Consider the following 15,379-nt stretch of genomic DNA (forward strand, 5'->3'; position numbering starts at 1 on the left):
TTGCCCGCCTCTCACTTCGTTGTCCTATTGTGCAGCAAGAATGCCAGCAATCAATCCGGTGGCACCTGCAATGAGAAGGTACTGATTATCGACCTTAACCCAATGCTGGCCACGACCAGGCTTACGAAGACCGTAGCGATTGTAGTCGCGGATTTCCTGATGGCGGCGCCAATCGCTGTAACGCTGACCCTTTGACCACTGATGACGGCCGTAGTCGCGGCGATCATGGCGATAGAACTCCTTGCCGTGATGCGGGCGCTGCGGCTCATAGCGCTGTGGAGCAGGCTTGCTGTGATGGTAATCGCGGGCCTGTGCCATTGGAGCGGCAACGAACGTCATAGCGATGGCGGCTAGTACAGCTTTCTTGAACATGAATGCTCTCCTTTGTTGTCCGCAAGATATCGGGAGCGAACTGAACGCTAGATGAACAGACGTAAGTGCAAACATTAAATAAATTCAATGTGATGTTAGTAAAATATTAACCAAAATACTAACCACCGCAGCCAAAAACACGAGGAGAGAATATGCATGAAGAAGCAGAAGACCGCGCTGCACGAGCGGCTGTTGAAGAACGGCAGATGAGGGCAGGCGGGGCGGTTATAAGCTGCCTGCCAACACCTTATAACGACAACCCGCCAACTACCGGCAAGCCACTCGTCATCATCGAAAGCCCTTACAGCGGCGACGTGGAGCGCAATACCGAATATGCGCGCGCTTGCCTTCTAGATAGTCTGCGCCGGGGCGAAGCACCGATTGCGAGCCATTTGCTACATACGCAGGTGTTGGACGACTTGCGGCCTGATGAACGTGTACTCGGCATCGAGGCTGGCCTCGCGTGGTATCGGGTGGCGGATAAATGCGTTGTTTACGGTGACCGTGGCATTAGCGGTGGTATGATCGAGGGCATCGAGCGGGCCAAGCGGTACGGAGTGTTGGTCGAGTTCCGCAATATTGAAGCAAGCGCCGCAGGAGAAAACCCATGAGTAACCTTGAAACAGCAATTGCGGTAGCGGCAGCGGCGCATATGGACCATAAGAGCGACAACGGCGACCCGTACATTCTGCATCCGCTGCGCGTCATGATGGCTCAGGAGACGCGTGAAACGCAGATCCTCGCAGTTATGCACGACATGATCGAGCACACGAATACCTCGCTGAACGATATCTATTCGTTCGGTTTTGATGACGACATCGTGCTCGCTCTAAACGCGATAACTCGGCGCGATGATGAAGACTATCTCGTCTACGTCAAACGGGCCTGCTCTAACCCTATCGCGCGACCGGTGAAGATTGCAGACCTGCGCGACAATCTACGTGCCTATGGCGACGATGAAGAGCACCGAGCGCGCTATACAAAAGCTCTCGAAATGATCGGGGAGGCGCCATGATCCCCTTCAAAGTTGGTGATCAGGTGGTCTGCATCGATGCCAAGGTCGGCTTCGAGCAGTTCATCGAAATCCGGGAAGGCGAAGTTTACACCATTTCGTGGATAGGCCCGTTTGAACATTACACGCAGGGCAACTACATCGGCGTTCGCCTTAAGGGCATTGATCGAGGCATCTGCCCGCAGTTCGGTTATGACAATCCGCCGTTCGCGGCGCGTCGGTTTCGCCCGCTTGTTCGCGATAAGCTGTCGGCGCTGCGCGGTCTGCTTGCGGGCGGGCCAGTAACTGAGAAGTTTGAAGAGCCGAAGCGGAAGGTGAGGGAAGAGGTATGAGTTTCGTCGTCGACAGAACAGCGCCCATTTATGCCGACCTCAAGTTTAAATCAGTCACCTCCGACGGCGGCAGCACGAGCTATTACGAGCTGCCTCCCCATGCGACCGAGCTAAACGACCTGATCGAGCACAAAGGCATGTCCTTCGCGCTCGGCAACATCTTCAAGGCTTGCTATAGGTTCGGTGAGAAAGACGCGGCCAGCCGAATGTACGATCTGAATAAGATTATATATTTCGCGGAGAGGCTGAAGGCTTTGGAAACGAGAAGAAAAACGTAGCCAGTAACGCGGCTCCCTTGGGTTCTTATCTACGAAAAGAACGTTTTCGCGATGAGCCTCCGCACGACCGCCTAAGTATATTCGAAAGCTTTGTCCAATCTTCTGAGGGGGATGACATCTGTTTATGCGCGTCTTCAATATCGCGCTGTGTAGCAACAGCATTTTTCACCACGCTAAAGTTACTGTTCGGAATGGTAATTCCGATATTCACTTCATGGTTATTCATTCTAATCTCTCTTTCGTGTTGGCTCCCTTGCCGGGCAATAAAAAAGGTCGGGCTATTGCCCGACCCCAAAAGTCAACTTCTTCCGATTGTGCCAGTACATCCGTGGTCACTAGAAAGAAGAAACTTCATTCAAGCCGCCTGCAAATTACAAACGGACATTTTTCCAGACTTGCGATCCTGTTCAAGATCATAAGTCAGCTTCTGACCTTCACTGAGCGTATGCATACCTGCTCGCTCAACAGCGGAGATGTGAACAAACGCATCCAAACCGCCGTTTTCAGGCTGAATGAAACCAAAGCCTTTTGCTGCGTTAAACCATTTAACTGTGCCGGTGCTCATATGAACCCCTTTCATAGCAATATTGATATCCGCGTTTGAATTAAACGCAGAGATGAAACGATTTTTTAAAGGGAGTTTTCGTTCGGCGCGCAGTGCTAATCGCGCAGGGAGCAAATCTCAGCAAGAAAATCTCGATTTCTAGCTTTTATCAGCTTAAATAAATTTTGTCAAATTATTAATATCTCACGATCTCTTTCATAGAGAGAAAAACTTAAATCTATTACTATTTCTGTTGTCTTCATATAGAAATAACGAGTTATTTGAGAGGCCCGGTGCGGGCTCCCTCAAATGATGATTGTTAAGCTGTGCCGTAAGAGAATGAGCCATCAGTGTGGGGGCCTGCATTCGCTTGAATGTCGCCCATGACCTCAGCCATAAAGCTATTTAAAATCAATACCGAGTCATTGTAATGAGGACCCGGCAGTGGCTTCATCCTGGCTGTTAGATAACCGGCTTTCATAATCATCTGCTTCAGTATGCGATGGTTTGAGTGAAAATCAATATTATGGATGTTGGAAGACATAGCGTCCTCCTTTCAAATTGCGGGCAAGGGCAGTTCAGCCCGCGTCAGCTGAGCCCGTATTCAATCAAAAGCTGACAACCTATGGTGGACGGACTGCACGCGAATAGCAAGCGGACAATTAAGGTCACTTAAGGGCAAACCGTACTTTGTACCAACGGCCCTACAATTGATTCATTAGCGGAAGTTTAATTCGTATCAAAAAGAACCCCGCAGCGAAAAACGCGCGGGGTAAGGCTACTGAGCCCTCTCTCCCAAGGGCGACAAAAATTTACCCATCTGGTCAAAAAAGTAAAGCCTGACATGAAGTCAGGCTTCAAACTTTCTGCCTTTCAGGGATGTAGGCCGCCTTCTTCGGCGGCTCGATGGCCGGCGGCCAAAGAGGTTGTCCATCTGGGAAAAAAATCAAAAGGGCCCCGGATTCCTCCAGAGCCCTTTTCGCCTAAGCGGATTGGTTATCTGTGGTAAGATAAGCCACCCCAAATTCTGCCTTCGTCGCGATGACGGCCTCCGTGTATGGCTCCGATGTAGGCTGCCACAGCGGCAACGAGAGCAGATGCTGCAAGCAGGAATGCAGTGAGAATGCCAGTTATTCTGGCCTTTTCAGCAGTTTCAGCCGCTTGAGCCTTTACTTCTTCAGCAGCTTTCTCGGCCTGTGCTTGAGCGTCGGCGAGTGCCTTCTTTGCTTCTTCCACTTTCGCCTGAGCTTCGGAGCGCAGAGCCTGAACGCGCTCAACGGTCTGGTTCACTCGCGTCTGGGCGTCATTTTGACTAAGTCCCGTCCGCGTGGCGACTTGGTTTGTGAGCCAAGCGCGGTCAGCGTCAGAAATTTCGCCAGTACTAAGCAGGTTTCCCAGAATGCCGCTTATCTGACGTTGGAAATCGGCCAAGTTCTGTGCTTCCTGACCGGCCACAGAGCTTCCTTGGGCGTCTGTGCGCAGCAGGCTATCTGTAAGATAGTCTAATGGGTTGGTTTTCAGTCCTTGCGGCAACATCTTTTCTACGGATGGAGCGGCCGCTTGCCCTGCGCCTTGCGCAAGCCCCGAGACAGCTTGCCCTGCACCTGAAACGATGCCGCCCGCTAACTGACCGGCGCCCTGAGCGGCGCTGCCAACAACTGTACCAGCGGTTTGTGCTGCTGTCTCAGCCGCGCTTCCAACCGCTTTTGCGCCACCTGAAATAGCGCTGACGAGTAGTAGCGTGGAAACGATCGTTCCCAAACCCCATACAACCAAGCCGTTCAGGCCGTCCCGAACGGTTAGTTCGTCACGAGTTGCGGTTCCAGCGGGGCGGCGCATTCTTCCGGTGATATATCCGCCGAGCATATAAGAGGCGACCGTCGATATGACGATAAAGAGCGCCGTAATAACGAGCCATACCGTACTTATATCCCCGCCTTCATCGACGGAAAATGAGCTTAAGCCAAGGCCGCCGGCGAATGTGGTCAGGACGGCCATCACACCTGATGCCACTGTAGCGCCAGCAAAGATTGCCGCCCAGTCTACATAGCCGCGATCAGACGTCTTTTCTACGACAGTTGGATCTACCATCAACGTAACCCCAGAAAAGAGAGAATGAACAACACGATGACAACTAGTCCTACTAAATAGATGATAGAGTTCATGTTGATTGTCTCCTTTGCATAGATAAAAAATGCCCGAAGGTCGGGATTTTAGTGATCGATGGATTGTGCTCTGGAGATGAGAACTCGGCAGCTATTAAAAAGTTTCATTCAGTATGAATTTTATTTATTCTAAAAATACTTAGTCGGGTCGGTGGGCACTGTCCGAACTGCTTACTTCGACTTTCGTGTCTCGTTCTTCAACGAATTCCGCAAAGTGTCCATGATGTTAATCATAATCGGCTGGTTCCATATTGGAGTTTGCGGCGGGAAAATGATCTTCTGGATGCCGGAATTGATATTTCTGGTGTGTCAATTTGGCGGCCAATTCTGACATGTAGCCGAGGTCTCGAAGCCCGCTCTCATAAAGCATGATAATTGTGCCAGAGAGCTCTATCCCCACATACTCTCTTTCGCTTTCATCGAGCAGGACAACAGCATCGGAATAAATCCGTCGCATAAAGTTCACTTCCTCGATTGTATAAATGCGGCTTCCCTCGCTAAAAAACGGCATGATTAGCCTCCCTTCAGTCCTCAACCAAAGCAAAAGCCGTGGGGCATTGATTCAAGTGATATAGGTTAATGCGGAACGGCCCAGAAGGTTTCTGAAAAGTATGCCCTTGGCGCAGAAAAGGCTATTCCATGGGTTTGATAGGTTCCATGGTGTCATCGCCAGTGTAGCGACTGTTGTTAACCTGGGGCGACACGCGCCACGCTTGCAGTACGTCGTCATTTGCGGGTTTGAGCAAATCTTCACGTGGCTCTGACAACCAGAGGTGCCAGTCCTTCTCGTCCAAGATGACGGGCATTCGGGTGTGAATTTTTGCCATGAAGTCGTTAGCGGCACAGGTGATTATCGTGCAGCTTTTCACCTCTTCGCCGGTGGTTCGGTCGCGCCATGTCTCATGCAGGCCTGCGAACGTCAGGGGCTTCCCGTCCTTAGCAGAGATGAACCAGGGGTGGCGCGCTTCTTTCGGGCCCGTCCATTCAAAAAAACCAGAAGCCGGGATAAGGCAACGGGTGCTTTTGAAGGCGGAGCGAAACATTGGCTTGCTGGCGATCTCTTCAGACCGAGCGTTGAAAGTAGCCGGTACACTCTTCAGATCCTTCGACCACCAGTTGGGCACGAGCCACCAACGCATTTCTGAATAGTCGAGTGCGCCGTCTTTCTGCGTTATGACGCCCACCTGCGTGGTCGGCGCGATATTGTAGCGAGGCTGGATATTCCGAGGCGTAACTGCCGTCAGATTGTACATCGCGTGGATTTCAGCCCACGTATAGGTCTGGGTAAATCGTCCGCACATGCGCGCCTCCGGTTGCTGGAAATGTAGTGCGCTTATTGTTTTCGTCCAGCCAGCGCGAAATACGGCGGATGGCGTATTTAATCTACAAGCCTGAATTGGTTGAATGTACTCCAACCTTCCGCAGGGGAAGGGAATATTGGAGGGTGCTATGAAATTTGCAATTATCGCGATGGCTTTACTCTTGGCTGGGGCATCTACAGCGTCGGCTATGGCTAGCTGGAAGCCAGAAAGTCACTGCCGTACCGGCAAAGGATGCAAGACTGGAAGGTAATTCCAACGGGCGCCTGTGAACGGGCGCCTATTTCTTTCTGCCTGCCAGCGCGTCTTCGCCTTCCTGTTTATGCTCACGGCAAAACCAGAGCTGTCCAAAGGCCGTCTTGTAGCCAAACGAACCCCACGCTTTGCAGCCCTTCGAATCACAGTAGTGCTCAAAAAGCTTGCCGCCTTTGGTTGCGACGGTGTTCTCGCTCTTATATCCGCTCATTTTATCTCGGTGCCTTTGTTATCCCGAATTGAGCATCGCCCTTGGCCGTGCAGGCCTTGCACCGCATTCGAGGGTGCAGATCCACGAAATAGGTGTGCGTACCGAACTTTCGCAGAATGATGGTTCTGTCTACGGACCCGATATGGCCGCATCGGCAGCAATAGCCGTAAAGCTCGTACCAGCCGAACAGATCCATTATCCGTGCTGAAGCAGGCATTTCCTTCAGGAAGGTCGGTCTTATTCTCATTTCTCAAAATACGTCTCCCACGGCTTGGAAGACTTGTCGTGCGGGTTATGTGCCTTGCCGCCATAAAGCCGGATGAATTCTTGCTGGCCTTCCTCGGTCTGGAACATGGCCGCGCTGAAATCTTTCTTATCGTGATACACACTTCTCCATAGCCGATACCCGCCTAATCTCTCCCGGTCGTTCAACATCTGAACGAGGTTTGTTCGGTGCCAATCTGTGAGGTAAAGCACGACTTGAAACGGATATTCTTTGTTGATGAGCGTCTTAGGCGGCTCACCGCGTGACCTGCCGCTCATTTTACGAACACCGTCGGCTTCCATCCGCGGGCAAAGCCCATCGACATTGCGAGGCTAGCATATTCGATTTCCTTCACCAGAAAATCGCGGTCTTTCAGCAAGGTCTCTATTGCAGCTCGCACGTCACCGTCATGGAAGGCGAGTACCAGATCAATTTCGTCCTGGTATCCTTCTTTTTGCGCAAGCGCGTTCATTTGTCGTGCTCCTCATAAGCAGACATCTTCATTTCCAAACCTGTCTGAAATTTTATTACCGGTGCCTGCCCTGTTTTCAGGCGCAGGCTCATTCATTATCGCACGACGATTTTTTCCCACTTGTCGGCAGATGCAGAGCCGCCGAATGGCTTCCCGCCGTGCCGTCGCATAAAGGCGCCCATGAGCCTTTCTGTTGGGAAGCTGAATACGCAGAAATCCACGCCCGACTTTCGCGCCATGCGATGAGGCAAACGGGCGCCAAGACGGTCAGCATCGCGATGCACTTCGCGCCGGGCACATTTCAGAGCGTAAGCTTCAGGAAGAGCGACTTGGAACGTTTTCATCACGCAGCCCTCTTAAAAAGGTCGGCGCGTTGGCCATGTGTTACGGCAAGGCGAGCGAGTTCAACTTCACGCGCCAGAAAGTCGCGGTCTTTCAAAAGCGCTTCAATGGCCGCGTGCACATCGCCACCGTGGTAGGCGAGAACCTGCTGAATTTCATCTTCGTAATTTTGCACAAGAGCGTTCATGGCTTCCTCCTGCTAATTTAGATGTTCCTATTTTGTTCTCATTGTACTCCGTCGTCAAGACGCTAAATTTGACGTACTTTAACGTGCAACAACCTGTGCAACTAATTGTGTAACAAACTGTGATACAAGTACGGATGCGTAATTAAAATAATATAATAAAAACAATGACTAAGAGGTTAGTTTGATACCAACCGACCGTACCATTTTTCTCAGCCACTCATCAGAAATTATAGTGCTATGTCAACCGCTTAGGCGGATTGATTGCCGTCCCGGCATAGACACCCTAATGAGGCAGGCGCCACAAAAGAATGCCGCCAGCCACTGCGGCGACAATTGCGCCGATGAGCAGGAATATGTGGTCGTATAAAGCGATATCGAACATCGTTAGTCTCGCTCTCGTTCAGCCCAAGCCGTGAATCCGATGAGCGCGAACAGCGACACCATCATTGTGCCAATGAACCATAAAAACCAGCTCATACCGGGTTCCTCCGGCGACCAAACAACCCCGACCGGCAAAAGTTCATCCGACTTACGCAAATTGAACGAAAAACCCCGGCGACGCGGCGCGTTACCGGGGTTATGTCGTCAGCGCACTTCGAGCACTTCGCCCGTGCGGCGGTCTATCACAACGCGCATATCGTCATTTCGACGGTCCACGCCCCGAACAACATACACGTTTCGACGTCGCGACACGCTTTCTACTTCATCCATACCCTCGTTGCGTGCGATTCTGGCAGCTCTACGCTCGCTTATCTCGTCGCCGTAACCGCGTCGATCACGATCCATGCGCCGATTATCGTCTGGATTGACCTGAATCCCGTTGGGCCCGATTTCGATGCTTTGGGCCTGTGCTGGAACGGTCGCCACAAGCGCTGTCACCATCACCGCTGCGATTGCCGAAAACTTATACATGGCACCTATCCTTATCTCGCGCCCGCCGTGCAAATGAACGGCCAGACCCGCCTGTGGTTCCTGTTGGCGCGGTCAACTCTTTATAACGGGGCGATATATTGATCGTTGCGCTGTTGGGCGTGGCGCGGTGCAGCGTCCATGAGAACGACAACGGGGGCGAGAGGCATAAGTGGTGTAGAAATTATGCCTCTCGCGGGGGCGGGCAATTGCTTAGGCTGCCCGGCTCGGGACTTAATACTCACGTGTTTTAGCTGCAACTTTTAAACGCATAGCGTGTGTCTTATTCGATCAGAACGGGACATTTCTGGCACGATTAGACAAGAAAGGGGGCCAGTCCGCTGCTTGTGCCGCAGAACGGCCCGAGCGGATGAATAAAAAACCCCGGACAAGCCGGGGTTTCAAGCTATTGCCGCCGTCTGGTATCCCAGAAAAGCATCGATACGACCCAGAGAAACGCAAAGAGGATCGTTCCCTCAATCAGAAAATACCAATGCATTGCCATTCCCTCATACAGGAACGCGGCCACCGCCATTGCCATGCGAAATCATCCACGGCATGGCGGCTTCAGGTTTTTCGAGAATATTTCGCTTTCGCGCAAATCCTTCAAATGCGTTTTGCGCCACGATCAGCGGCTTTTGTCCGCTGTGAGCGTCGCAACAGGCGCTCCATGCCACTTCATAGATGATATCGCGATCATCCTGTGGCCATTCATAAAGAAAATCGATTGCGTCGATCGGGCCTGCAATCTCCCTGATTAGAAATTTGCCGTCCTTCACAAAAACAGGACTGTCAAACAAACGGTCGCTCATCGGAACCTCCATTTGATCGAACGATAAAGTTGGAATGACGGCTTCGATTTAGTAATCGCTCCGACGGTTTCAAGAACCCCACAGCATGAATTTCACGAAAGTGCAGCGAGCAAAACAACACGCTTCGCAGATGCGAGGCGCGTGTTTTTAGCGACTATAAGAGGCGGCAGGCTTCAGCTGCAGAGGGGCGCGGCCCTGCTGCATGTGCAGATCAGTTTGCGGCAAGCAGCGCGCTTATTTTCTTCGTTCAGCCATGTCGAAATACGACAGATGACGTATGGCGTTTCATCCGGCTTTGTCGTCCTCTGTGTCAAGATCGTGCACGTCACCTGCACGGTCGTTTCTGTGTTTGGCGAATTGCTGGCGAGACCAGCAGAGGAGGGCATATGAAAGCCATAGCGATAATAGCAATCGGATCGATGATGGTGTCTGGCACTGCGCTTGCTGCGGCACCGGTCGTGGGCGCACAAAAACCTGCGGTAGCGACCAGCAAGGAAAACGGTAAGCCTGTTTTGCTGGCGGTCGGACCGACGCGAAATATAGGTCCAGGCAAAATATTTGGTACCAAAGGCGCTTAGCAGAGGCATTTGCCCCGGTTGACAGCGGGGCAAGTCTTCTATGACCCCATTCGTATACCAACGGCATTTCAGCGGGATTGGACAATCCCGCCGTGAAGCCGTTGTCGCTTGCGCGAAATCTCGCTAAATATGGGGCCACAAACGGGTGCACTTATGGGTGCACAAATATCGGATCGTGTTTGTAGGACCTCGCAATGATTGGATGCCTGCCGCCGCTTATCCTGCTGATTTTAGGGGCTGGCATTGGGGCATTGATCGGCGGCAACACCGATGCCGTCTATGGCGGTTTGATTGGTTTGGCGATCGGCCTCGTCGTAATGATCGTTCTCATCTGGATTCTGATGAAGGCCCGCAACCGATAGGCTCAGAGGCGCGCGTCGTCCTCATGCGCGCGCACTGGTGATAGCCTTTCATGGGCGCAGAAATAGTGAACTATCTCTGGCAGTTTTCTGTGCAATATTAAAAATATAACTATGCGTCATCTGTTACAGGAGTGGCGCATGCAGCGTATCGTTTTATCAATATTCTTATTGTTTTTAAATTTTCCTTTGGCCAATGCTGCGGACAAGGCCGCGGGGGTTCAATATACAAATATAGACAAAAGCTTCACCTTTTTAGGCGGTGTCGGCTACGCTTGGGTCAAGGCGGACGAAATCGTCTACAATGGCGGAAACCGCATGAGCCATTTGTTTTGGCAGTCGCAAATGCCTGTGCTGACCGGCGCTTTCAGGGCCGAGCCCATGAATAATATAACTGTGGTTGGCCGTGTGAAAATCGGGCTGGGTGGCACCCACAAGATGGAAGACTACGATTGGTTAGCGCCATATTTGAAAAGTTATGATTTTGATGACTGGACAGATCGTTCGGTTAGCGATGAGACAGATCTGGATCGTTACATCAATCTGGATATTGCCGTTGGGCATGATTTCGAGATCAATCAACATAACGTCTTCAATCTGCATGGCGGGTTCAAATATACGAATGTGAAATGGACCAGCGGTAACTCGCAATATGTCTACAGCGAAGAGGGATTTCGCGATAAAACGGGCGTCCTCTCTGGGAAGGGGATCAGCTACGAGCAAAGTTTGCCAGCGCTGTTTGTGGGCGGCGAATGGCGTTCAACATTCGAAAAATGGTCTTTTTCGTTGCTGGGGCGCGTAGGAGCAACTGTCGCTGCCAAGGACATCGACGATCATTGGCGCGGGGATAAGCGTTTTACCGATACGTTCGGAAGCCGGGCGTTTCTGGATACGCAGGCCGAAGTCGCTTATGCCTTTACCGAGCGCACAAATGTCTATCTCTCGGCGGCTTATGAAAAATACTTCCGCATGAGGGGCGACACGATGATGGAAAACAGAACAACGGGGGAGGTTAAGAGCTTCCCCGATGATGCAGGCGCCGGCTTGCAGGCGTTCACGCTTGGCGGCGGCCTGAAAGTCAGTTTCTAACATTGCAAAAAGAAAATCGGCCAGAGTTTTGCTCTGGCCGATTTTTAGGAATACTGAGGCTGGCGGCTTACCGGCCAGCGAGAATGCCCGCGATGATGCCCGTTGCCGTGGTGACCAGCAGGAACTGGTTGTCAACCTTCACCCAGCGCTGGCCCGGACCCGGACGGCGCAGACCATAACGCTTGTAGTCGCGCACTTCCGGCTGGCGGCGCCAGTCATTGTAGCGCTGGCCCTTGGACCAATGCTGACGGCCATGGTCACGCGGGTCTTTACGACCGAATTCCTTGCCATGCGGCGGACGCGGCTTCTGGTCCATGCGGTGCGGACCCGGCTTGCGCTGATAATCCTGCGCCTGTGCGGCCAGCGGTGCGCCGATGAAGGAAAGGGCTACGGCTGCAAGAATGACTTTTTTGAACATCATGTTCTCCTTTGCTGTTGGGTGGACACTATTGGGAGACGAATGAACGGAAGATGAATGTCTGCATTTTGAAACATTAAATAAAATCAATGTGATATTAACGCTTTGTTAACCATGGCTTTATGCGCTTGGGCAAACCGCCAAATGGAAACAGAGCCACTTGACCTCAGCGCAATGCGAACGTAATAGTATTACGACGGTTCCCCGACCGAGAGTGAAGGGGATTAATAGGGAACACGGTGAGGACGACCCGAAAAGGGACCGAGACCGTGGCTGCCCCCGCAACTGTAAGCGGATTGCTGTTCATCCTTGTGACGCCGACGGGCGTCATGCCACTGTGTTCAACCGGCGAAAGCTGAAAGACACGGGAAGGCAGATGGAAGCGATTATCTGCAAGCCAGGAGACCTGCCGTCATAGGGCCTTTGGGCCATCATTATCCATTGTCACGGGCGGGGATGCCCGGAGCAGGAGCAGGTTATGACAGCACATCGCGCCGCAAGGCGCTTTCTTTCATCGTCATCCATATCCCCGGATATCTCCGTTTGCTCACGGCGTCTTATCGCCGTCGCTTGCTGACGTGGCCATTTCTCTCACCATTTCGGGGTTTCCCATGACATTGCACGGCAAGACGTCGTTTCGCATCGCTTTATGCGCTCTTTTTCTGTTTGCAGGCGCGCCAGCACTGCAGGCGGCGGAAACGCAATATCCGCTGACGCTGAAGAACTGCGGACGCGACGTTACTTTCAAACAGGCCCCGACGCGCGCAGTGGCTGTCGGTCAAAGCAGCACGGAGATTTTGTACAGCCTTGGTCTGGGTGACAAGGTGGTCGGTACGGCGGTGTGGTTCGGCCCGGTACTGAAAGGCTTTGAAGAGGTCAACGCCAAGGTCAAGCGACTGGCCGATAACGACCCGAGCTTCGAAAGCGTGCTGGCGCAGAAGCCCGATATTGTGACGGCGGATTTCCAATGGCATGTCGGGCCGAATGGCATTGTCGCCAAGCCGGAGCAGTTCGAGGAACTGGGCATCCCGGCCTATACCTCGCCTTCGGATTGTGTCGGCAAGGATAATTCCGGCGGTGGCGACGGCGTGCGCACGGCAGCCTTCACGATGGATATCGTCTATCAGGAAATCGGCGAGCTGGCCGCAATCTTCAACGTGCAGGATCGCGGTGAAAAGCTCATTGCCGAGCTGAAAGGGCGCGAAGATGCGGCGCGCCGCAAGATTGGCGCCAGCGGGGCCAAGCTTTCCGCTGCGGTGTGGTTTTCCAGCACGCAGATTGACGCCGATCCCTATATCGCCGGAAAATTCGGCGCTCCGGCCTATATCCTGTCGGCGCTCGGCATCAGGAATGTGGTCGACAGCCAGGAAGAATGGCCGACCATCGGCTGGGAAACCATCGCCAAATCTGGCCCGTCGATGATCGTGGCAGCAAAACTTGATCGTCGCCGCTATCCGGCGGACGATATTGCCGTGAAGCGCAAATTCCTCGAAAGCGATCCGGTGACAAGCCTGATGCCTGCCGTCAAGGACGGCCACGTCTTTGACATGGATGCGCAGTCGATGAGCACCTCGCTGCGGGTGATTGAGGGCATCGAAACGCTGGCGGCGGCCATCGCTGCCTCGGACCTCAACAAATGACGGCATTGGTAGCCATAGGAAGGCTTCCGTTCAGCAACAAGGTGAGCGCCGGGGTTCTGGCGCTCATCCTGCTGCTTGCCGCCTTGTGGCTGGGCGCAGCGATTGGCGAAACCGCCATACCGCTCGATGTGGTGGCAAAGACCGTCGCCAACCGGCTGTGGCATGCAGGCTATGTGCTCGATCCCATCGATGAAGGGATTGTGTGGAGCTATCGTCTCAGCCGTGCCGTGGTGGCGGCGTGCTGCGGGGCGGCGCTGGCGCTTTCCGGCGTTGTGCTGCAATCGTTGCTGCGCAATTCTCTCGCTGACCCTTATATTCTTGGCATTTCCGCCGGGGCCTCGACCGGGGCTGTCAGCGTCGCCATTCTTGGCATCGGCGCTGGCGTTCTCACTTTGTCGCTTGGCGCATTCATCGGGGCGATTTTTGCCTTTGTGCTGGTGTCGCTGCTGGCGTTGAAGGCGGGGCGGGGCAACAGCGCGATCATTCTGGCCGGTATTGCCGGATCGCAGCTTTTCAACGCGCTGACCTCGTTCATCGTGACCAAGGCGGCCAATGCCGAGCAGGCGCGGGGCATTATGTTCTGGCTGCTTGGCAATCTGTCCGGCGTGCGTTGGCCGGATGTGACGCTGGCGCTGCCTGCTTGCCTGATCGGGCTGGTGGTCTGCCTGTGGCATGCGCGTGCGCTCGACGCCTTCACCTTCGGCGCGGAATCGGCTGCTTCGCTGGGCATTCCAGTGCGGCGTGTTTATGCCGTGCTGATTGGCGCAAGCGCCATGATGACGGCGGTTATGGTCTCCATTGTCGGGTCCATTGGCTTTATTGGCCTTGTCATTCCCCATGCGGCGCGGATGGTGGTGGGTGTCCGGCATGGCGTTTTGCTGCCCACATCCGCTTTGATCGGTGCGATCTTCATGATCGCAGCAGACATCGTGTCGCGCATCATCGTGCCGGGACAGGTGCTGCCCATCGGTGTGGTGACGGCGCTGGTCGGCGCTCCGGCCTTTGCGCTGCTGCTTGGACAGAGGAGGGCGCGGGCATGATGCTGTCGGCACAGAATCTTTCATGGTCGGCAGGCAGCGTCGAAATCCTGCGCGGGGTTTCGCTCGATGTCGTTGAAGGCGAGTTTCTTGGCATTATCGGGCCGAATGGTTCCGGCAAGACCACGCTTCTATCGCTGCTTTCAGGTCTGAAGCGCCCGCGCAGCGGTACGGTTTATCTCGGCGAGGCGCCGATTGAACGCTTCAACCGCCGCGAGATTGCGCGCTTGCTGGCGCTGGTCGAACAGCAGGCGGAAACGACCGAGCGCATCACCGCCCGGCAGGCAGTGGAGCTTGGGCGCACGCCTTATCTCGGTGCGCTTTCACCATGGTCTGCGGAGGATGACGCCATCGTCGATCAGGCGCTTGCGCATGTGGACATGTCGCATCTGGCCAAACGCAACTGGCACACATTGTCGGGCGGTGAACGCCAGCGCCTGCATATTGCCCGCGCTCTGGCGCAGCAGCCGCGCATCCTGTTGCTGGACGAGCCGACCAATCATCTCGATATCGGCCACCAGATCGGCCTTCTCGATCTCGTCCGGCGTCAAAGTCGAACGATGGGCCTGACGGTAGTGGCAGCGCTGCATGATCTTAATCATGCAGCCATGTTCTGCGACCGCATTGCGGTGATGGACCGGGGGCGTCTGGCGGCGCTGGGCGCGCCGCGAGAGGTTTTAACCGTGGAACGCATTCGCTCCGTGTTCGGTGTCGATGTGGAGGTCGAGCATAGCGGCGAGCGCGGCTGTCATATCCGTTACTGCGCCTGCGCCGCTTGACGGC

Annotated in this window: 24 protein-coding genes and 1 riboswitch; of the genes, 10 read left to right on the forward strand and 14 right to left on the reverse strand. The window is 53.8% G+C overall.

Going from position 1 to position 15,379, the window contains the following annotated elements:
* Window positions 1-24 precede the first annotated feature (24 nt).
* Complete coding sequence (locus ABWW11_RS16145; RefSeq protein WP_151657599.1) at window positions 25-372, reverse strand: RcnB family protein; 348 nt, start codon at window positions 370-372, stop codon at window positions 25-27.
* A gap of 152 nt (window positions 373-524) precedes the next feature.
* Between ABWW11_RS16145 and ABWW11_RS16150 the strand changes: the two genes are divergently transcribed.
* From ABWW11_RS16150 to ABWW11_RS16165, 4 genes are read left to right on the forward strand one after another with little or no spacing between them, the layout of a single operon-like run.
* A complete protein-coding gene (locus tag ABWW11_RS16150) occupies window positions 525-983 on the forward strand; it encodes a DUF7768 domain-containing protein (protein WP_151657598.1) in 459 nt (152 codons plus the stop codon).
* Complete coding sequence (locus ABWW11_RS16155) at window positions 980-1,387, forward strand: GTP pyrophosphokinase (RefSeq protein WP_319080864.1); 408 nt, start codon at window positions 980-982, stop codon at window positions 1,385-1,387. Before ABWW11_RS16150 ends, ABWW11_RS16155 begins: the two co-directional genes overlap by 4 nt.
* Window positions 1,384-1,716, forward strand: a complete 333-nt coding sequence (locus ABWW11_RS16160; RefSeq protein ID WP_124916275.1) for a hypothetical protein — start codon at window positions 1,384-1,386, stop codon at window positions 1,714-1,716. Before ABWW11_RS16155 ends, ABWW11_RS16160 begins: the two co-directional genes overlap by 4 nt.
* Window positions 1,713-1,994 carry a hypothetical protein gene (locus tag ABWW11_RS16165; protein WP_235942811.1) on the forward strand — a complete coding sequence of 94 codons (282 nt, stop codon included), beginning with the start codon at window positions 1,713-1,715 and terminating at the stop codon, window positions 1,992-1,994. The genes ABWW11_RS16160 and ABWW11_RS16165 overlap by 4 nt, the downstream gene beginning before the upstream one ends.
* A 355-nt stretch (window positions 1,995-2,349) precedes the next feature.
* On the opposite strand, the gene ABWW11_RS16170 is transcribed toward ABWW11_RS16165, so the two are convergent.
* From ABWW11_RS16170 to ABWW11_RS16225, 12 genes are all read right to left on the reverse strand, one after another.
* A complete protein-coding gene (locus ABWW11_RS16170; RefSeq protein ID WP_167836075.1) occupies window positions 2,350-2,559 on the reverse strand; it encodes a cold-shock protein in 210 nt (69 codons plus the stop codon).
* Window positions 2,560-2,857: 298 nt separating this feature from the next.
* Window positions 2,858-3,082 (reverse strand): hypothetical protein, encoded by a 225-nt coding sequence (locus ABWW11_RS16175; RefSeq protein WP_109705692.1) that lies wholly within the window; start codon window positions 3,080-3,082, stop codon window positions 2,858-2,860.
* A 452-nt stretch (window positions 3,083-3,534) separates the two neighbouring features.
* Window positions 3,535-4,629, reverse strand: coding sequence for a hypothetical protein (locus tag ABWW11_RS16180; RefSeq protein WP_319080863.1), 1,095 nt, complete (start codon window positions 4,627-4,629; stop codon window positions 3,535-3,537).
* A 300-nt stretch (window positions 4,630-4,929) separates the two neighbouring features.
* Window positions 4,930-5,214, reverse strand: coding sequence for a hypothetical protein (locus ABWW11_RS16185; protein ID WP_319080862.1), 285 nt, complete (start codon window positions 5,212-5,214; stop codon window positions 4,930-4,932).
* Window positions 5,215-5,335: 121 nt separating this feature from the next.
* Window positions 5,336-6,004, reverse strand: a complete 669-nt coding sequence (locus ABWW11_RS16190) for an SOS response-associated peptidase (RefSeq protein ID WP_121538171.1) — start codon at window positions 6,002-6,004, stop codon at window positions 5,336-5,338.
* A 298-nt stretch (window positions 6,005-6,302) separates the two neighbouring features.
* A complete protein-coding gene (locus ABWW11_RS16195; protein WP_109705688.1) occupies window positions 6,303-6,488 on the reverse strand; it encodes a hypothetical protein in 186 nt (61 codons plus the stop codon).
* 243 nt (window positions 6,489-6,731) lie between these two features.
* Entirely contained in the window at window positions 6,732-7,031 is a 300-nt protein-coding gene (locus ABWW11_RS16200; protein WP_235858950.1) for a hypothetical protein, read from the reverse strand.
* The gene (locus tag ABWW11_RS16205) at window positions 7,028-7,225 is read right to left on the reverse strand and encodes a hypothetical protein (RefSeq protein ID WP_121538175.1); all 198 of its coding nucleotides are present in this window, start codon (window positions 7,223-7,225) and stop codon (window positions 7,028-7,030) included. The genes ABWW11_RS16200 and ABWW11_RS16205 overlap by 4 nt, the downstream gene beginning before the upstream one ends.
* Window positions 7,226-7,320: 95 nt before the next feature.
* Entirely contained in the window at window positions 7,321-7,569 is a 249-nt protein-coding gene (locus ABWW11_RS16210; protein WP_109367114.1) for a hypothetical protein, read from the reverse strand.
* A complete protein-coding gene (locus ABWW11_RS16215; RefSeq protein WP_109367115.1) occupies window positions 7,569-7,754 on the reverse strand; it encodes a CUE domain-containing protein in 186 nt (61 codons plus the stop codon). The genes ABWW11_RS16210 and ABWW11_RS16215 overlap by 1 nt, the downstream gene beginning before the upstream one ends.
* A 585-nt stretch (window positions 7,755-8,339) precedes the next feature.
* Window positions 8,340-8,666 carry a hypothetical protein gene (locus ABWW11_RS16220; RefSeq protein ID WP_109367116.1) on the reverse strand — a complete coding sequence of 109 codons (327 nt, stop codon included), beginning with the start codon at window positions 8,664-8,666 and terminating at the stop codon, window positions 8,340-8,342.
* 506 nt (window positions 8,667-9,172) lie between these two features.
* Complete coding sequence (locus ABWW11_RS16225) at window positions 9,173-9,475, reverse strand: DUF982 domain-containing protein (protein ID WP_109367117.1); 303 nt, start codon at window positions 9,473-9,475, stop codon at window positions 9,173-9,175.
* A gap of 386 nt (window positions 9,476-9,861) precedes the next feature.
* Between ABWW11_RS16225 and ABWW11_RS16230 the strand changes: the two genes are divergently transcribed.
* The 3 genes from ABWW11_RS16230 to ABWW11_RS16240 all read left to right on the forward strand — a co-directional run bounded on the left by ABWW11_RS16230 (window position 9,862) and on the right by ABWW11_RS16240 (window position 11,501).
* The gene (locus tag ABWW11_RS16230) at window positions 9,862-10,053 is read left to right on the forward strand and encodes a hypothetical protein (RefSeq protein WP_109367119.1); all 192 of its coding nucleotides are present in this window, start codon (window positions 9,862-9,864) and stop codon (window positions 10,051-10,053) included.
* Between the two features lie 194 nt (window positions 10,054-10,247).
* Window positions 10,248-10,415 (forward strand): hypothetical protein, encoded by a 168-nt coding sequence (locus ABWW11_RS16235; RefSeq protein WP_167836071.1) that lies wholly within the window; start codon window positions 10,248-10,250, stop codon window positions 10,413-10,415.
* 138 nt (window positions 10,416-10,553) lie between these two features.
* Complete coding sequence (locus ABWW11_RS16240; protein WP_109367120.1) at window positions 10,554-11,501, forward strand: omptin family outer membrane protease; 948 nt, start codon at window positions 10,554-10,556, stop codon at window positions 11,499-11,501.
* A 67-nt stretch (window positions 11,502-11,568) separates the two neighbouring features.
* On the opposite strand, the gene ABWW11_RS16245 is transcribed toward ABWW11_RS16240, so the two are convergent.
* Window positions 11,569-11,919, reverse strand: coding sequence for an RcnB family protein (locus tag ABWW11_RS16245; protein WP_109367121.1), 351 nt, complete (start codon window positions 11,917-11,919; stop codon window positions 11,569-11,571).
* 180 nt (window positions 11,920-12,099) lie between these two features.
* A riboswitch (cobalamin riboswitch) is annotated at window positions 12,100-12,347 on the forward strand.
* Between the two features lie 183 nt (window positions 12,348-12,530).
* On the opposite strand from ABWW11_RS16245, the gene ABWW11_RS16250 reads away from it, so the two are divergent.
* The 3 genes from ABWW11_RS16250 to ABWW11_RS16260 are packed head-to-tail and all read left to right on the forward strand — an operon-like array spanning window position 12,531 to window position 15,375.
* Window positions 12,531-13,559, forward strand: coding sequence for an ABC transporter substrate-binding protein (locus ABWW11_RS16250; RefSeq protein ID WP_109367122.1), 1,029 nt, complete (start codon window positions 12,531-12,533; stop codon window positions 13,557-13,559).
* Window positions 13,556-14,599, forward strand: coding sequence for a FecCD family ABC transporter permease (locus ABWW11_RS16255; protein ID WP_109367123.1), 1,044 nt, complete (start codon window positions 13,556-13,558; stop codon window positions 14,597-14,599). The genes ABWW11_RS16250 and ABWW11_RS16255 overlap by 4 nt, the downstream gene beginning before the upstream one ends.
* Window positions 14,596-15,375 carry an ABC transporter ATP-binding protein gene (locus ABWW11_RS16260; RefSeq protein ID WP_109367124.1) on the forward strand — a complete coding sequence of 260 codons (780 nt, stop codon included), beginning with the start codon at window positions 14,596-14,598 and terminating at the stop codon, window positions 15,373-15,375. The genes ABWW11_RS16255 and ABWW11_RS16260 overlap by 4 nt, the downstream gene beginning before the upstream one ends.
* Window positions 15,376-15,379 lie beyond the last annotated feature (4 nt).

This window comes from Brucella sp. NBRC 113783, from assembly GCF_040372265.1.
In the GTDB taxonomy this organism is placed as follows: Bacteria; Pseudomonadota; Alphaproteobacteria; order Rhizobiales; family Rhizobiaceae; genus Brucella; species Brucella teleogrylli.

Excerpts from the sequence above, each read along its gene's own strand:
- ABWW11_RS16245 (WP_109367121.1), bottom strand. The coding sequence starts at position 11,919 with ATGTTCAAAAAAGTCATTCTTGCAGCCGTAGCCCTTTCCTTCATCGGC.
- ABWW11_RS16210 (WP_109367114.1), bottom strand. The coding sequence starts at position 7,569 with ATGAAAACGTTCCAAGTCGCTCTTCCTGAAGCTTACGCTCTGAAATGT.
- ABWW11_RS16160 (WP_124916275.1), top strand. The coding sequence starts at position 1,384 with ATGATCCCCTTCAAAGTTGGTGATCAGGTGGTCTGCATCGATGCCAAG.
- ABWW11_RS16235 (WP_167836071.1), top strand. The coding sequence starts at position 10,248 with ATGATTGGATGCCTGCCGCCGCTTATCCTGCTGATTTTAGGGGCTGGC.
- ABWW11_RS16250 (WP_109367122.1), top strand. The coding sequence starts at position 12,531 with ATGACATTGCACGGCAAGACGTCGTTTCGCATCGCTTTATGCGCTCTT.
- ABWW11_RS16240 (WP_109367120.1), top strand. The coding sequence starts at position 10,554 with ATGCAGCGTATCGTTTTATCAATATTCTTATTGTTTTTAAATTTTCCT.
- ABWW11_RS16150 (WP_151657598.1), top strand. The coding sequence starts at position 525 with ATGCATGAAGAAGCAGAAGACCGCGCTGCACGAGCGGCTGTTGAAGAA.
- ABWW11_RS16260 (WP_109367124.1), top strand. The coding sequence starts at position 14,596 with ATGATGCTGTCGGCACAGAATCTTTCATGGTCGGCAGGCAGCGTCGAA.
- ABWW11_RS16145 (WP_151657599.1), bottom strand. The coding sequence starts at position 372 with ATGTTCAAGAAAGCTGTACTAGCCGCCATCGCTATGACGTTCGTTGCC.
- ABWW11_RS16230 (WP_109367119.1), top strand. The coding sequence starts at position 9,862 with ATGAAAGCCATAGCGATAATAGCAATCGGATCGATGATGGTGTCTGGC.
- ABWW11_RS16215 (WP_109367115.1), bottom strand. The coding sequence starts at position 7,754 with ATGAACGCTCTTGTGCAAAATTACGAAGATGAAATTCAGCAGGTTCTC.
- ABWW11_RS16255 (WP_109367123.1), top strand. The coding sequence starts at position 13,556 with ATGACGGCATTGGTAGCCATAGGAAGGCTTCCGTTCAGCAACAAGGTG.
- ABWW11_RS16220 (WP_109367116.1), bottom strand. The coding sequence starts at position 8,666 with ATGTATAAGTTTTCGGCAATCGCAGCGGTGATGGTGACAGCGCTTGTG.
- ABWW11_RS16185 (WP_319080862.1), bottom strand. The coding sequence starts at position 5,214 with ATGCCGTTTTTTAGCGAGGGAAGCCGCATTTATACAATCGAGGAAGTG.
- ABWW11_RS16155 (WP_319080864.1), top strand. The coding sequence starts at position 980 with ATGAGTAACCTTGAAACAGCAATTGCGGTAGCGGCAGCGGCGCATATG.
- ABWW11_RS16200 (WP_235858950.1), bottom strand. The coding sequence starts at position 7,031 with ATGAGCGGCAGGTCACGCGGTGAGCCGCCTAAGACGCTCATCAACAAA.
- ABWW11_RS16170 (WP_167836075.1), bottom strand. The coding sequence starts at position 2,559 with ATGAGCACCGGCACAGTTAAATGGTTTAACGCAGCAAAAGGCTTTGGT.
- ABWW11_RS16195 (WP_109705688.1), bottom strand. The coding sequence starts at position 6,488 with ATGAGCGGATATAAGAGCGAGAACACCGTCGCAACCAAAGGCGGCAAG.
- ABWW11_RS16175 (WP_109705692.1), bottom strand. The coding sequence starts at position 3,082 with ATGTCTTCCAACATCCATAATATTGATTTTCACTCAAACCATCGCATA.
- ABWW11_RS16225 (WP_109367117.1), bottom strand. The coding sequence starts at position 9,475 with ATGAGCGACCGTTTGTTTGACAGTCCTGTTTTTGTGAAGGACGGCAAA.
- ABWW11_RS16180 (WP_319080863.1), bottom strand. The coding sequence starts at position 4,629 with ATGGTAGATCCAACTGTCGTAGAAAAGACGTCTGATCGCGGCTATGTA.
- ABWW11_RS16205 (WP_121538175.1), bottom strand. The coding sequence starts at position 7,225 with ATGAACGCGCTTGCGCAAAAAGAAGGATACCAGGACGAAATTGATCTG.
- ABWW11_RS16165 (WP_235942811.1), top strand. The coding sequence starts at position 1,713 with ATGAGTTTCGTCGTCGACAGAACAGCGCCCATTTATGCCGACCTCAAG.
- ABWW11_RS16190 (WP_121538171.1), bottom strand. The coding sequence starts at position 6,004 with ATGTGCGGACGATTTACCCAGACCTATACGTGGGCTGAAATCCACGCG.